We start from the raw sequence: 12,794 nt of genomic DNA, 5'->3' as shown, positions 1-12,794 counted from the left end.
CGGGGCATTATCGGACAGCTTTAGGTCAGTTCGTTGACACTCTCCCGACACAGCTACTTAACATGCATGCATAACGGCGAGCCCGAGCAACGTCCCTGCTCCGGGTCGCTCTCGCATCCAGCAGGAACAGGTCACACGCGAGATGCTCACAGCACCCCCGGCCGGAACCGGCCCCCTCGTCCGCACGCCCACTGCCTGGTGGCGCGACGCGGTCATCTACCAGGTCTATGTCCGCAGCTTCCTCGACAGCACCGGCGACGGCATCGGCGATCTCGCCGGTGTACGCGCCGGACTGCCGTACCTCAAGAAGCTCGGCGTCGACGGCATCTGGCTCAGCCCGTTCTATCCGTCCCCGCAGCACGACCACGGCTACGACGTCGCCGACTACTGCGACGTCGACCCGGTGTACGGCGACCTCGCCGAGTTCGACCGCCTGGTTGCCGACACCCGGCGCCTGGGCCTCAAGCTGCTGCTCGACATCGTCCCCAACCACTGCTCCAGCGAGCACCCCTGGTTCCAGGACGCCCTGCTCGCCGAGCCCGGCAGCCCGGCCCGCGCCCGGTTCCACTTCGCCGACGGCCGCGGCCCCGGCGGCGACGAACCCCCCAACAACTGGCGCGCCATGTTCGGCGGTCCCGCCTGGAGCCGGACCACGGAGCCGGACGGCACCCCCGGCCAGTGGTATCTGCACCTGTTCACCCCCGAGCAGCCCGACCTGAACTGGCGCGACCCCGCAACCGGCGACTTCTTCGAGCACGTTCTGCGCTTCTGGCTGGACCGCGGCGTCGACGGCTTCCGCATCGATGTCGCCGCAGGGCTCTTCAAGCACCCTGAGCTGCCGGACTCCGACGACCCGAGCGCCGACGAGCGCACCCGCGACTCGGTGAACCCGCTCGCCTGGAACCAGCCCGAGGTGCACGACGTATGGCGCCGCTGGCGCTCGGTGTGCGACGAGTACGCCGACCGTGACGGCCGCGACCGCCTGCTGGTCGGTGAGGTCTCCGTACCGACCGCTCGCGAACACGCCGAGTACGTACGGCCCGACGAGCTGCACCAGGCCTTCTTCTTCGACCTGCTCAGTGCGCCCTGGGACGCCGCCGCGTTCCGCGCCACCATCAGCGAGGCGATACGTGACATCGCCGGCACCGGCTCCACCGTCACCTGGGTGCTCAACAACCACGACCAGGTCCGCACCGTCACCCGCTATGCCGGAGAAGTCGGCGTCGAAGGCAGCGGACTCGGCGCCGCCCGCGCCCGCGCCGCAGCCCTGCTCATGCTCGCCCTGCCCGGCGCCGCCTACGTCTACCAGGGCGAGGAACTCGGCCTGCCGGAAGTCCTCGACCTGCCGGACGAGGTGCTCACCGACCCCATCTTCCGGCGCACCGGCAGCCGCGCCCGCATCCGCGACGGCTGCCGGGTCCCGCTGCCGTGGTCCGGCCACGCCTCCCCGTTCGGCTTCAGCCAGGGGGCCGAAGGGGCCAGGCCCTGGCTGCCGCAGCCCGAATGGTTCGCCGACCACGCGACGGACCGCGCCCTCGCCGACACCCGTTCCTTCTGGCACCTGTACCGCGAAGGCCTCCAGCTGCGGCGCAGCCTCCCCCAGCTCGGCGAAGGCACCCTGCACTGGCTGGACGCACCGCCGCAGGTGCTGGCCATCGCCCGCGGCGACGGCCTGATCTGCGCCGTCAACTTCGGGACCGAGCCCGTGCCGGCGCCGGTCCCCGGCACCCCGCTGCTCGCCAGCGGCCCCTGCCCCGACGGAGTGCTCCCCGGAGCCACCGCGGCGTGGTGGACCGGCGAATCCGGCCCCCTGTGAACCGAACGTCCCCGCGTCACCCGCAGCACCTCACCCACCCCCGGAAGGAACGCATCATGTCCCGAAACATCACGGCACGGCGTACGGCGGCAGCAGGATCGGCGGTACTCGCCCTCGCACTCGGCGCGAGTGCCTGCGGCGGAGAGGCGACCGGACCCGCGAGCGCCAAGGAGCTCAGCGGCCAGACGGTGACCGTCGCCGGCGTGTGGACCGGAAGCGAGCAGAAGAACTTCCAGAAGGTGCTCGACGCCTTCTCCGAGAAGACCGGAGCGAAGACCACCTTCGTGCCCACCGGTGACAATGTCTCCACCTTCGTCGGCAGCAAGATCGAGGGCGGCAACGCCCCTGAGGTCGTCATGGTGCCCCAGGTCGGCGTGCTCCAGCAGTTCGCCAAGGAGGGCTGGCTCTCCCCGCTGTCCAAGAAGGCCGACGCGACCGCCGGTGCCGGACTCGCTCCCGTGTGGAAGAACTACGGCACCGTCGACGGCACGTACTACGGTCTCTATTTCAAGGCCGCGCACAAGTCGACCGTCTGGTACAGCCCGGCCGCCTTCGAGCAGGCCGGGGTGGGCGAGCCCAAGACGTACGAGGCCATGCTCAAGACCGGCCGCACTCTCGCCGACTCGGGTCTGCCCGCCTTCTCCGTCGCCGGCGAGGACGGCTGGACCCTCACCGACTGGTTCGAGAACATCTATCTCTCCCAGGCCGGCCCGGAGAACTACGACAAGCTCGCAGCCCACAAGCTGCCCTGGACCGATCCCACCGTGGTCAAGGCGCTCACCACGCTCGGTGACCTGTTCAAGGACAAGCAGCTGGTGGCGGGCGGCGCGAACGGCGCACTGCGCACCGCCTTCCCGACCTCCGTCGAGCAGGTCTTCGGCCCCGAGCCCAAGGCCGGCATGGTCTACGAGGGCGACTTCGTCGGCGGCATAGCCAAGGACGAGTTCGGCAAGAAGCTCGGCGAGGACGCCAAGTTCTACCCGTTCCCGCCGGTCGGCAGCGGCACTGCCCCGGTCGTCAGCGGCGGCGACGCGGCCGTCGTCCTGAAGGACGGCAAGAACCGGAAGGCCGGCATGGCCCTGCTCGAGTTCCTTGCCACGCCCGAGGCCGCCGAGATCTGGGCCGGTGCCGGTGGCTTCCTTTCGCCGAACAAGAACGTGAAGCTCTCCGCGTACAGCGACGACACCACCCGCGCGACCGCCGAATCGCTGGTGAAGGCCGGTGACTCGGTCCGCTTCGACATGTCAGACCAGGCCCCGGCCGCGTTCGGCGGCACGAAGGGTGCGGGCGAGTGGAAGCTCCTGCAGGACTTCCTGCGCAACCCGTCGAACCCCAAGGCCACCGCGGCGAAGCTGGAAGCCGCGGCAGCCAAGGCGTACGGGAACTGAGGCCACCCGTCATGGCTGTCAACGCCCCCGCCGCCGCCGCGAATCCGCGGCGGCGGGCCCAGCGCAGGAGGCGCGCCATCGCGATCGCCTTCGTGCTGCCCGCTCTGCTGCTGCTCGGCGCCCTCGTCGTCTATCCGGTGCTGTTCTCCATCGGCCGCAGCCTCTTCGACGCCACCGGTGACCGGTTCGTCGGAGGCGAGAACTACGCGGAGATATTCCGCGACCCGGCCACCCTCAAGGCCATCCGCAACAGCACCATCTGGGTGGTCGTCGCACCCGTCCTGCTGACCGGCCTCGGCCTGGTCCTCGCGGTGCTCACCGAAAAGGTGCGCTGGGCCACCGCGTTCAAGCTGCTGCTGTTCCTGCCCATGGCCGTCTCGTTCCTCGCGGCCGGCATCATCTTCCGGCTGGCGTACGAACAGGACCCGGACCGCGGCGTACTGAACGCCATGGTCGTCTCCGTCCACGACAGCTTCACCGGCAACTCCGCCTACCCCACCGCCCGGGCCCGTGAGGACCAGGGACTGGCCGAGGAGCCCGGCGGCTCGTACGGCACCACCGGCACGGTCACGCCGGGGGAGAGCATCTCGCTCGGATTCGTCGGCGTGGCCCCGGACGCGGTGCCTCCCGAGGCCACTCCCGCGCAGGGCGCCACCAGGACCCAGGCCGCCGCCGACGAGGTCAGGGGAGTGGTGTACCTGGACTTCACCCCGGGCGGGGGCGGCAAGCCCGGTACGGTCGATCCGAAGGAGAACGGACTGCCGGGCATGACCGTGGAAGCGCTACGGGACGGCAAGGTGGCCGCCACCGCCACCACCGGACCGGACGGGTCCTTCAACCTCAAGGGCCTGGCCGGCGGTTCGTACACCGTCCGGCTCCCGGCGGACAACTTCGCCGCACCCTACGAAGGTGTGTCCTGGCTCGGTCCCGCCCTGGTCACCCCGGCCATCATCGGTGCCTATCTGTGGATCTGGACCGGCTTCGCGATGGTGCTGATCGGCGCCGGGCTCGCGGCCCTGCCCCGCGAGGCGCTGGAAGCGGCCCGGATGGACGGTGCCAACGAGTGGCAGATCTTCCGGAAGATCACGGTGCCGCTGCTCGCCCCTGTCCTGACCGTGGTCTTCGTGACACTGGTCATCAATGTGATGAAGGTCTTCGACCTCGTCTACATCATCGCGCCGGGTCCCGTGCAGGAGGAGGCGAACGTACTGGCCACCCAGATGTGGCTGGTGTCCTTCGGCGGCGGCAACAACCAGGGACTCGGCAGCGCCTTGAGCGTCCTGCTGCTCCTGCTGGTCGTCCCCGCCATGATCTTCAACGTCCGCCGCTTCCGCGGGAGCAGGAAATGAGCCATCACAGCACCATCGAGCGCACCCCGTCCCCGCAGCCGGCCAAGACCGACGCACCGGGGCGGGCAAGGACGGCCCGCGGGCGCCGGAGCACTCCGGGCAGACTGGCCCGACTGCTCGGCAGCGGCCTGGTCCAAGCGGTACTGATCGTCGTCGCCCTGGTGTGGATCACCCCGCTGGCCGGGCTGTTCCTCTCCTCGATGCGGTCCGAGAGCGACAACGCCACGGACGGCTGGTGGACCGCGCTCACCGATCCCGGTCAGCTGTCCCTGGACAACTACACGGCCCTGCTGAAGGACTCCGACATCACAGGGGCGTTCTGGAACACCGTCCTGATCTCCGTGCCCACCACGGCCCTCGTCGTCGTGCTGGCCGCGCTCGCCGGCTACGCCTTCGCCTGGCTGGAGTTCCCGGGCCGCGACGCCGTCTTCCTCGTCGTGGTCGGACTGTTGGTGGTGCCCATCCAGATCGGGTTGCTGCCCGTCGCCAAACTCTTCGGATCGGTGGGCCTGTTCGGCACGATCCCGGGTGTCGTGCTCTTCCATGTCGCCTACGGACTACCGTTCGCGGTCTTCCTGCTGCGCAACTTCTTCGCGGAGATCCCGCGCGAGATGCTGGAGGCGGCCCGGATGGACGGCGGCAGCGAATGGCGCATCTTCTCCCGGCTGATCCTGCCGCTCGGGCGTCCCGCGCTGGCGAGCCTGGCCATCTTCCAGTTCCTGTGGGTGTGGAACGACATGCTGGTGGCCCTGCTCTTCGCGGACAGCGACTCCCAGCCGCTGACCGTGGCCCTGCAGTCGGAGATGCGGCAGTTCGGCAGCAATATCGGCGTGCTGGCACCCGGCGCGTTCCTGTCCCTGGTGGTGCCGGTGGTCGTCTTCTTCGCCTTCCAGCGGCACTTCGTGCAGGGAGTGATGGCCGGCTCCGTGAAGTGACGGCTCACGTCCATGCGCAGCGGGCCCCGCACCGGCCCGGTGTCACTGCCCGCTGCGCGCCTCCCGATGCGGGGATGATGTCGAAAGGACGAGCTCCCGATCGACGCATGAGTGAGAGCACCGTGCACCCCGAGGACGAAGGAGCACCTCATGACGATCGTCACGGCAGACATGACCATGTCCCTGGACGGCTGTATCGCGGGGACGGATGTGAGCGCCGACAATCCGGCCGGCACCGGAGCCGAGCGGCTGCACGACTGGATCCATTCCCTGGCGAGCTGGCGGGAGCGGCAGGGCCTGGCCGGTGGAGAGGAGAACCGCGACTCGGAGATCGTGCGCGAGTGGTTCGATGCCACCGGCCCGGTCGTGATGGGCCGGACGATGTACGACACCGGCGAGAAGCACTGGGGCGACAACCCGCCGTTCCGGGCCCCGGTGTTCGTGCTGACCCATCGCCCGAGGCCGCGCCTGGTGAAGGAGGGCGGCACGACCTTCACCTTTGTCACCGACGGTATCCACAGTGCACTCGACCAGGCCAGGAAGGCTGCCGCTGGACGGAACGTCGACATCGCGGGCGGCGCCGACACCGTGCAGCAGTACCTGCGGGCGGGACTCATCGATGAGTTGCAGCTGCATGTCATCCCGGTGCTGCTCGGCTCCGGGCTGCGGCTCTTCGACCACCTGGGCCTGCAGCAGCGGGAGCTGGAGCCGGTGCGGGTCGAAGGGACCTCCCGCGCGACGCACCTCACGTACAGACTGACCGGCCCCCTCCGGTGATCCGCAGGATCACGCCTGCCGGCGCACGGAAAGGACGTTGCCCGCCGGGTCCTTGAACCAGGCGACGGGCAGCATGTCGCGCCCTTGGGGCGGACGATGCCCTTCTCGTCCGCCCCGAGGCCCGGGTATCGCTCGAACGACAGGCGTCGCGGGGCGGCGTCGCCGACGCGTCCGCCCACGGCATGAGCATGGGCATGCCATCATTGCCCGGTGCGCGTACTCATTCCGGTCCCCGATCACGACTTCGACGTCACCGAGGTGGCGGTGCCCTGGCGCCTGCTGACCGATGCCGGACATCAGGTCGTCTTCGCCACCGAACGCGCCGGCACGGTGCCGGCCGCCGATCCGCGACTCCTGTCCGGAGTCCTCTTCGGGCAGCTGGGCGCCGAACCCGACGCCCGGCGCTGTTACGACGAGCTGACCCGGAGCAAGGAGTTCGCCGACACGCGGGCGTGGTCCGAGCTCGACATCAACGCCTTCGACGGTCTGATCCTTCCCGGCGGTCACGCACCCGGGATGCGGCAGTACCTCGGCTCGAACGTCCTTCAGCAGCAGGTCGCGGCCTTCTGGGCGCTGGACCGGCCGGTTGGCGCCATCTGCCACGGTGTCCTGGTGCTCGCGCGCACGGCCGACGCGGCGACCGGCCGGAGCGTGCTGGCGGGCCGGCGGACCACCTGCCTGCCCAGGTACATGGAACGTACGGCGTATCTGACCACCGCGTGGCGCCTCGGGCGCTACTACCGCACGTACCCTGCCTACGTGGAGGACGAGGTCAAGGCGGCACTGAGCACGCCGGCGACGTCGTTCGACCGCGGGCCGAGGGTGCTCATGTCCCGCGGGAGCGCCACCGACGACACCCATGCCTTCGTCGTCCAGGACCGCAACTACCTGTCGGCGCGCTGGCCCGGAGACGCGTACCTCTTCGGCCGGCGGTTCATCGGACTGCTCGAGGAGTCGGTCCGGTAGCGGCGTGTCGGTGGGTGGCGAACGCCGCCCGCAGAATCCGGACCACCTCGTCGTCGCCGACCTGCCCGAAGTCGTCGTACCACTCACCCACCGACCGGAAGGCCAGGGGCCGGTGCAGGTGGACCAGTTGGTCGATGTCCGTGCTGATCGCCAGGTACGCCTCGGTGGAGCACACCGGCACGGCCACCACCACGCGCCCCGGTTCGTCGGCGCGGACGGCGGTCAGCGCGGCCCGCACGCTCACACCTGTTGCCAGACCCTCGTCGACGACGACCACGGTCCTGCCCCGCAGATCCGGTGCCGGGCGCCGGCCGCGGTAGAGATCCTCGCGGCGGTTGAGCTCCACCCGCTCCCTGGCGACCTGCGCTCCCAGACGGTCGGGCGTCAGATCGAGCATGGCCAGCGCCTGTTCGTCGTAGAGCGGCGGGTCGTCGTCGACCAGCGCCCCGATGCCCAGTTCGGGATTGAACGGAGCTCCGATCTTGCGCACCACGAGCACGTCCAAAGGCGCGCCCAGTGCCTTGGCGACCTCGTCGCCCACGGGCACGCCACCACGGGGCAGTGCCAGTACGAACGGATCCGGGAGCTGCCCGCCGCGGTGCTTCTCGACCAGCCGGGCGGCGAGTTCACGCCCGGCCGCCCTGCGATCGGAGAACCGCATGACTGCCTGCCTTCTGGGAGAACCCCGGCTCACGCGGAGGTTTCACATGTAGTACGCGTACAGGCGCCGCTCCTCCCGCTCGGAGAGATGACCCCCGGCGTCCACCTCGACCCGCGGCGCATCCTTGACCATGTCCTTGGGGTACGGCACCTGGAGGTGGTCGTCGACCAGATCGGCATCCCGGATCGGGACGAACGACTCGCTTGTGCCGAACAGCCCCGTCTCCACACTGACCCAGTCGGGCTCGCCGGTGACGTCGTCGAGGAAGACCGTCCTGGCATTGCCGATCTTGCTGCCCTCGGCGTCGTAGACGGGATGGTTCAGCACGCTCGGGATCTGCTCCAGCGTGATCACGTTCCCTCCTCCTCTCCAGCGCCCCTCCACCAGTGCGGGTAACCGCGCCGAACACGTCTAAACAGGATGTTTTACCTATCAATCACCTTGCCGTGCGCGACGCCCCGGGAGGTGTCATGACGATCATCGAGTACGCCCTGCACCGGGGCGCTCAAGGTGAGGATGACCGGGGCTTCACCTCGCGCAGCACGCCGATCTTGTCGATGCGGTGCTCGGGGTTGCCCCGGTCGTCGCGCCAGAAGTTCCCGGCCGCGTCGTCCTCCGGCGTTGCGCAGGTGGAGATCGTGATCATCGCTTGCGTGGGCTTCTTGCCGGGGTGGCCGGGAACCGCCGCACGCTGCTCGGCGAGCGAACGCTCGGAACGGAAGGACGTCTGCCGGCTGTCGGTGATCACGTACTTGTAGGTCACGCTGCCGGACGTGACCAGGACCGAGTCGCCGTTGCGGACCGAGGGGAGGTTGCGCAGCGGGCCGCCGGCCGACAGCCGGTGGGCGGTGACCAGGTAGTTCCCTGTCTCACCGGGGCCGACTCCGCCCTGGTTGCCGTAGGGGCTCGCGGCGACGCCCCGGTTCTGGATCCGTGTACCCGGCCAGTCGTCGGTGGTCCCCTTGTAGGGCACGACGCTCAGGCCCTCGACACCGATCGACGGGATGGACAGTGATGCGGGCCGGGTGCGTGTGCCGGTTGTGCTCGGACTCGGCCCGGGCGTCGTGGTGCCCGGTGCGGCCGCGACAGGTTTCGTCGTCACCGCCTCCGGCGTCCCGCCCGTGGTGGCCGGAGGCGGCGGAGTGACGGATACGCCTGTACCACCGGAGGAGCAGCCCACGAGCACGGCGACGAGTGCGCCGGTGAGCGCGGCGGGAACGGCTCGGAAATGGGCCATCGGCACTTCGCTGGGGTAGCTGGACGCGCGGGCCGCATTCGGCACCCGCCGGTTCAACGCACAGAACAACGCGAACCGGCCGGATGTTCCCCGGGCATGCGGCCGTCACTCAAGGCGGCGCCGGCCGCACGTATCGTGGCGCCGGCCGGCGCCTTGACCCCGGGACGGGCCGTCCCTCAGTTCCTTTTGCCGAAGTTCTGTACCCACGCCGGGCGCTTGCCGGGGCTCACGCCCACTCCGATCTCCGTGAACGAACAGTCCAGAATGATCTCGCGGTGTCCGGTGCTGTTCATCCAGCCCTCCATCGCCTCGGCAGGACTCTTCGGTCCGCGGTAGATGTTCTCACCCCACTTCTGCCAGCCGTAGCCCGCGGCGGAGATCCGGTCCCCGGCATCACGGCCCTCCGGGCTGCTATGCCCGTAGTAATGGCGGGTGGCCATATCGTCGGCGTGCGCCGTCGCGGACCTCTCCAGCCGGCCGTTCCTGCGTACCGGCGGACACCCCGCCTCCGCACGCCGGGCGTTCACCAGATCCACGACCTCGTCGACCTCCTCCTCAGGCACCGGCGCCGGTACGGGCGCCGGGGTGGGGGATGCCGGGACCCTGCCACCGGCACGCAGGGTCGGCCGGGCCGCCTGTGTCGGGGCCACGGTTCCGCCGTCCAGGGTGCGCAGCGACGGAAGGGGCGAAGGCCTCGGCGTACCGTCCCGCGCGCTGCTCCACAGGAGCATCCCGGTGATGACGGCCGCGGCCACGCCCGCGGCCGGTACGGCGGCCCGGGCGCCCGTCCGCCTCCGCCTGCCGACCTGCTCCTTCGACGGTTGTTCGTCACGGCGTCGCATGGAGTCCACTCCGTTCTTCTGTCAGTGCCGCATGCCAGCATGGGGAGCATGCCGCACTTGGCCCACCTGAAGCAGTTGCGGCTCGCGAAGGACGCGATGGACCGCGACTGGGCCGAGCCGCTCGACATCGACACCGTCGCCGCCCACGCCGGATACTCCCGGTACCACTTCGTCCGCGCGTTCAAGGCCGTGTACGGCCTGACCCCCGGCCAATATCTGTCCCGGCGCCGTATCGAGCGCGCCGAGGACATGCTCCGCAGCGCGAACCTGTCGGTGACCGAGATCTGCTCCCTCGTCGGATTCAGCAGCCTCGGCACGTTCTCCGCACGCTTCAAGAAGCACACCGGTCTGTCCCCGAGCGACTACCGCGCACGGCATGTGGGCCGCGGCGCCGCACTGATCCCCGGGTGCTACGCGATGCTGTGGGCCGGCGGCTTCTCCCCGGCCCGTCCGGAGCACCGCAATTCTGAAGAAGCGAGCTGAGGGCGCGGCTGCTTACGGTGGCAGGGCAACGCAAACCCCGTCCCCTGAGGAGCACGAGATGATCAAGGGCCTCGCCATTTCCACGGTCTGGGTACTGGACCAGGACCGGGCCAAGGAGTTCTACACCGAGAAGCTGGGTCTCGAGGTGCGGACCGACATGACGATGGGCGAGGGCGGTATGCGCTGGCTGACCGTGGGGGCCAAGGACCAGCCCGATGTGGTCCTGACACTGATGGTGCCCGCGCCGCCTGCCATGGACCCGGAGTCGGCGGACGCCATGAGGACGCTGATCTCCAAGGGCGTTCTCGGCGCGGGCGTGCTGGCCACCGACGACATCCACGGCGACTACGCAAAGCTCAGGGAGCGCGGCGTGGAGTTCCTGCAGGAGCCGCAGGAGCGCCCCTACGGTACCGAGGCGATCTTCCGTGACGACTCGGGCAACTGGTTCTCCTTCACCCAGGAGCGCGAGGGCGGGCTCGACTTCGACAAGGTGTGGGCCTGCTGACATCCGCGAGCCGCGCAGACCGCCTTTCGCCGCGCCCCTGCCCGTAGACCTCCACTGCGATGGTCGCCGGCGGGGGCGCTGTCGTGCGTTCTCCCGAACAGACGCTCGCACAGGGCGATTTGAGGCTGTTTGAGACCTCTTCGGTGTAGCGTGCGTCACGCCAGGGTCGAACAATGAAACCCGTGGGGCGCGTGGGACGTCTGCCTGAGTGGCTACGAGAAGTCGGATTTCGGCAGCTGGTCGGTACCCGTAACAGGGCTGCCGGCCGTATCCGCCTTCCAGCCGGCCAGCAGCGCCCGCATGGTGACTCTTCGTATTGAAACCGTGACGACCTTTGATACGTACTGTTACCGAGCGCCCCAAGCAGCCCCGCGCGGGCAAGGAGGAAGAGCATGAAGCCGTTCGCGTGGAACTACGCACGCCCAGCCGAGTTGTCACCGATCACCGCCGCCTACTCGTACGATCCCCACCTGCAGCTGAACGTCCTGCCCGACGGCCGACCCGCCATCATGGACAGGGCACTGCTCGCAGCGGCCGGGACCACGACGTCAAAGGCCGGCTCCGCAACCCACTTCGACGACTGACCGGTTGTGCGCGATGACGGTGCTGATCCTGACGTGCCGGGAGGATGTGACCGCGGACATGGTGGTCGCGGAACTGCACGCACAGAGTGTCCCGCTCGTCCGCTTCGACCCCGGTGACCTGCCGGGCGACGCGGCACTGACGGCCGAGTACGTACGGGGTGAATTCCGCGGCTACTTGTCGACGGGTGGTCGTGTGGTGAGCATGGACAGTGTTCGTTCGGTCTGGATGCGCAGGCCCAGCGAGCCGGCCGCGCATGCCCCCGAGCCGTCGGCATGGCTCTCCCTCGAGACCGGGCAGGCGCTGTACGGGATGCTCGACTGCACCGCGGCACGCTGGATGAACCATCCCAGCGCCGCGGCGAAGGCCCGCCACAAGCCATGGCAGATCCGGGTCGCGCACCACAGCGGCTTCCCGGTCCCGGCCACGGTCGTCACCACCCATCCCAAGATGGCCCGTCAGTTCGCCGACCAGTACCGGCACGTGGTGGTGAAGTCCGTGTCGGGCAAGGCTCCCGGCGATCCGCCGATGGCGCTGCCCACGACGCTCGTCCCGCCGGACGCCGACTTCGCCGGCGTCGCGGCAGGTCCCACCCTGCTGCAGAGGTACATCGCCAAGTGCGCCGACATCCGGCTGACCAGCGTGGGCGACGAGAACTTCGCGGCGCGGAAGGTGGCGGAGCCCGGGCAGGTGGACGGGCGTTACGGAGAGACCGGACACAGCTGGGAGCCCGTCGAGGTGCCCCCGAGGATCGCGCGGGCCGTCGAGACGTACAAGAAGCTCGCCGAACTCTCCTACGGTGCTTTCGACTTCGCGGAGGACTCCGAAGGAACCTGGTGGTTCCTCGAATGCAACCAGGGCGGCCAGTTCGGCTTTGTGGAACTGGACACGGGACTGCCGATATCGGCGTCCGTCGCCTCATGGCTGGGCGCGGCGGTGTGACCCGGCGGCGCGGGGGTCCGTGACGCACCCTCGTCGCCCCGAAGGCGCGACGAGGGTGCCAAGGGCACGGCGGGCGTACGGACGCCTCTCAGCTCCCCCGGCAGCGGTCACACCGGGGGAGCGGCCCCACCCCCTCGGCGGGGCCCGGGACCCACCCGCGCGGCTCGCCGGGCTGAGCCGTGCCGAGGCCCGCAGCGTCCTCATCCGCTCACGGCGCACATCCTCGCGCATGCGCCCCCGGCGGCCCGGCAGGCGGAGGATCACTAGTGCTTCATCCCCACAGGGACTCCGTTCTCCTGGACCATCAAGAT

The 12,794-nt window shown here is 69.6% G+C and carries 13 protein-coding genes and 1 pseudogene; 10 read left to right on the top strand and 4 right to left on the bottom strand.

Features of this window, described 5'->3' with window-relative positions:
• Nucleotides 1-142: 142 nt before the first annotated feature.
• The 6 genes from OHS70_RS01080 (at nucleotide 143) to OHS70_RS01055 (ending at nucleotide 7,231) form a co-directional block, all read left to right on the top strand.
• Nucleotides 143-1,816 carry a glycoside hydrolase family 13 protein gene (locus tag OHS70_RS01080; protein ID WP_328392639.1) on the top strand — a complete coding sequence of 558 codons (1,674 nt, stop codon included), beginning with the start codon at nucleotides 143-145 and terminating at the stop codon, nucleotides 1,814-1,816.
• Between the two features lie 56 nt (nucleotides 1,817-1,872).
• The gene (locus OHS70_RS01075) at nucleotides 1,873-3,204 is read left to right on the top strand and encodes an ABC transporter substrate-binding protein (protein WP_328392637.1); all 1,332 of its coding nucleotides are present in this window, start codon (nucleotides 1,873-1,875) and stop codon (nucleotides 3,202-3,204) included.
• Nucleotides 3,205-3,215: 11 nt separating this feature from the next.
• Entirely contained in the window at nucleotides 3,216-4,553 is a 1,338-nt protein-coding gene (locus OHS70_RS01070; protein ID WP_328392635.1) for an ABC transporter permease, read from the top strand.
• Nucleotides 4,550-5,488, top strand: a complete 939-nt coding sequence (locus tag OHS70_RS01065) for a carbohydrate ABC transporter permease (protein ID WP_328392633.1) — start codon at nucleotides 4,550-4,552, stop codon at nucleotides 5,486-5,488. Before OHS70_RS01070 ends, OHS70_RS01065 begins: the two co-directional genes overlap by 4 nt.
• Before the next feature lie 150 nt (nucleotides 5,489-5,638).
• Entirely contained in the window at nucleotides 5,639-6,265 is a 627-nt protein-coding gene (locus tag OHS70_RS01060) for a dihydrofolate reductase family protein (RefSeq protein WP_328392631.1), read from the top strand.
• 210 nt (nucleotides 6,266-6,475) lie between these two features.
• Nucleotides 6,476-7,231: a type 1 glutamine amidotransferase domain-containing protein gene (locus OHS70_RS01055; protein ID WP_328392629.1), complete on the top strand. Its 756-nt coding sequence runs from the start codon at nucleotides 6,476-6,478 to the stop codon at nucleotides 7,229-7,231.
• Here the strand turns inward: OHS70_RS01055 and OHS70_RS01050 are convergent.
• The 4 genes and pseudogenes from OHS70_RS01050 to OHS70_RS01035 all read right to left on the bottom strand — a co-directional run bounded on the left by OHS70_RS01050 (nucleotide 7,200) and on the right by OHS70_RS01035 (nucleotide 9,971).
• Nucleotides 7,200-7,892 carry a phosphoribosyltransferase gene (locus tag OHS70_RS01050; protein ID WP_328392627.1) on the bottom strand — a complete coding sequence of 231 codons (693 nt, stop codon included), beginning with the start codon at nucleotides 7,890-7,892 and terminating at the stop codon, nucleotides 7,200-7,202. The two genes, OHS70_RS01055 and OHS70_RS01050, sit on opposite strands and share 32 nt — an antisense overlap.
• 48 nt (nucleotides 7,893-7,940) lie before the next feature.
• Nucleotides 7,941-8,246 (bottom strand): annotated as a pseudogene (locus OHS70_RS01045) (PRC-barrel domain-containing protein); the annotation flags it as partial.
• A gap of 151 nt (nucleotides 8,247-8,397) precedes the next feature.
• Complete coding sequence (locus tag OHS70_RS01040) at nucleotides 8,398-9,129, bottom strand: class E sortase (RefSeq protein ID WP_328392625.1); 732 nt, start codon at nucleotides 9,127-9,129, stop codon at nucleotides 8,398-8,400.
• A gap of 176 nt (nucleotides 9,130-9,305) precedes the next feature.
• Nucleotides 9,306-9,971: a CAP domain-containing protein gene (locus OHS70_RS01035; RefSeq protein ID WP_328392623.1), complete on the bottom strand. Its 666-nt coding sequence runs from the start codon at nucleotides 9,969-9,971 to the stop codon at nucleotides 9,306-9,308.
• A 48-nt stretch (nucleotides 9,972-10,019) separates the two neighbouring features.
• Between OHS70_RS01035 and OHS70_RS01030 the strand changes: the two genes are divergently transcribed.
• From OHS70_RS01030 to tgmB, 4 genes are all read left to right on the top strand, one after another.
• Nucleotides 10,020-10,454, top strand: a complete 435-nt coding sequence (locus tag OHS70_RS01030) for a helix-turn-helix transcriptional regulator (RefSeq protein WP_328392621.1) — start codon at nucleotides 10,020-10,022, stop codon at nucleotides 10,452-10,454.
• 58 nt (nucleotides 10,455-10,512) lie between these two features.
• Nucleotides 10,513-10,959 (top strand): VOC family protein, encoded by a 447-nt coding sequence (locus tag OHS70_RS01025; protein ID WP_328392619.1) that lies wholly within the window; start codon nucleotides 10,513-10,515, stop codon nucleotides 10,957-10,959.
• Between the two features lie 392 nt (nucleotides 10,960-11,351).
• On the top strand, nucleotides 11,352-11,543 hold the full coding sequence (tgmA, locus tag OHS70_RS01020; RefSeq protein WP_328392617.1) for a putative ATP-grasp-modified RiPP: 192 nt from the start codon (nucleotides 11,352-11,354) through the stop codon (nucleotides 11,541-11,543).
• Between the two features lie 13 nt (nucleotides 11,544-11,556).
• Nucleotides 11,557-12,483: an ATP-grasp ribosomal peptide maturase gene (tgmB, locus tag OHS70_RS01015; RefSeq protein ID WP_328392615.1), complete on the top strand. Its 927-nt coding sequence runs from the start codon at nucleotides 11,557-11,559 to the stop codon at nucleotides 12,481-12,483.
• The last annotated feature ends 311 nt before the right edge of the window (nucleotides 12,484-12,794 follow it).

Origin of the sequence: Streptomyces sp. NBC_00390 (genome assembly GCF_036057275.1) — a bacterium.
GTDB lineage: Bacteria > Actinomycetota > Actinomycetes > Streptomycetales > Streptomycetaceae > Streptomyces.
This window is presented reverse-complemented; position numbering and strand designations above follow the sequence as displayed.

Coding starts and splice junctions, on each gene's coding strand:
- OHS70_RS01025 (WP_328392619.1), top strand. CDS start 10,513: ATGATCAAGGGCCTCGCCATTTCCACGGTCTGGGTACTGGACCAGGAC.
- tgmB (WP_328392615.1), top strand. CDS start 11,557: ATGACGGTGCTGATCCTGACGTGCCGGGAGGATGTGACCGCGGACATG.
- OHS70_RS01035 (WP_328392623.1), bottom strand. CDS start 9,971: ATGCGACGCCGTGACGAACAACCGTCGAAGGAGCAGGTCGGCAGGCGG.
- OHS70_RS01060 (WP_328392631.1), top strand. CDS start 5,639: ATGACGATCGTCACGGCAGACATGACCATGTCCCTGGACGGCTGTATC.
- OHS70_RS01040 (WP_328392625.1), bottom strand. CDS start 9,129: ATGGCCCATTTCCGAGCCGTTCCCGCCGCGCTCACCGGCGCACTCGTC.
- OHS70_RS01080 (WP_328392639.1), top strand. CDS start 143: ATGCTCACAGCACCCCCGGCCGGAACCGGCCCCCTCGTCCGCACGCCC.
- OHS70_RS01050 (WP_328392627.1), bottom strand. CDS start 7,892: ATGCGGTTCTCCGATCGCAGGGCGGCCGGGCGTGAACTCGCCGCCCGG.
- OHS70_RS01030 (WP_328392621.1), top strand. CDS start 10,020: ATGCCGCACTTGGCCCACCTGAAGCAGTTGCGGCTCGCGAAGGACGCG.
- tgmA (WP_328392617.1), top strand. CDS start 11,352: ATGAAGCCGTTCGCGTGGAACTACGCACGCCCAGCCGAGTTGTCACCG.
- OHS70_RS01075 (WP_328392637.1), top strand. CDS start 1,873: ATGTCCCGAAACATCACGGCACGGCGTACGGCGGCAGCAGGATCGGCG.
- OHS70_RS01070 (WP_328392635.1), top strand. CDS start 3,216: ATGGCTGTCAACGCCCCCGCCGCCGCCGCGAATCCGCGGCGGCGGGCC.
- OHS70_RS01065 (WP_328392633.1), top strand. CDS start 4,550: ATGAGCCATCACAGCACCATCGAGCGCACCCCGTCCCCGCAGCCGGCC.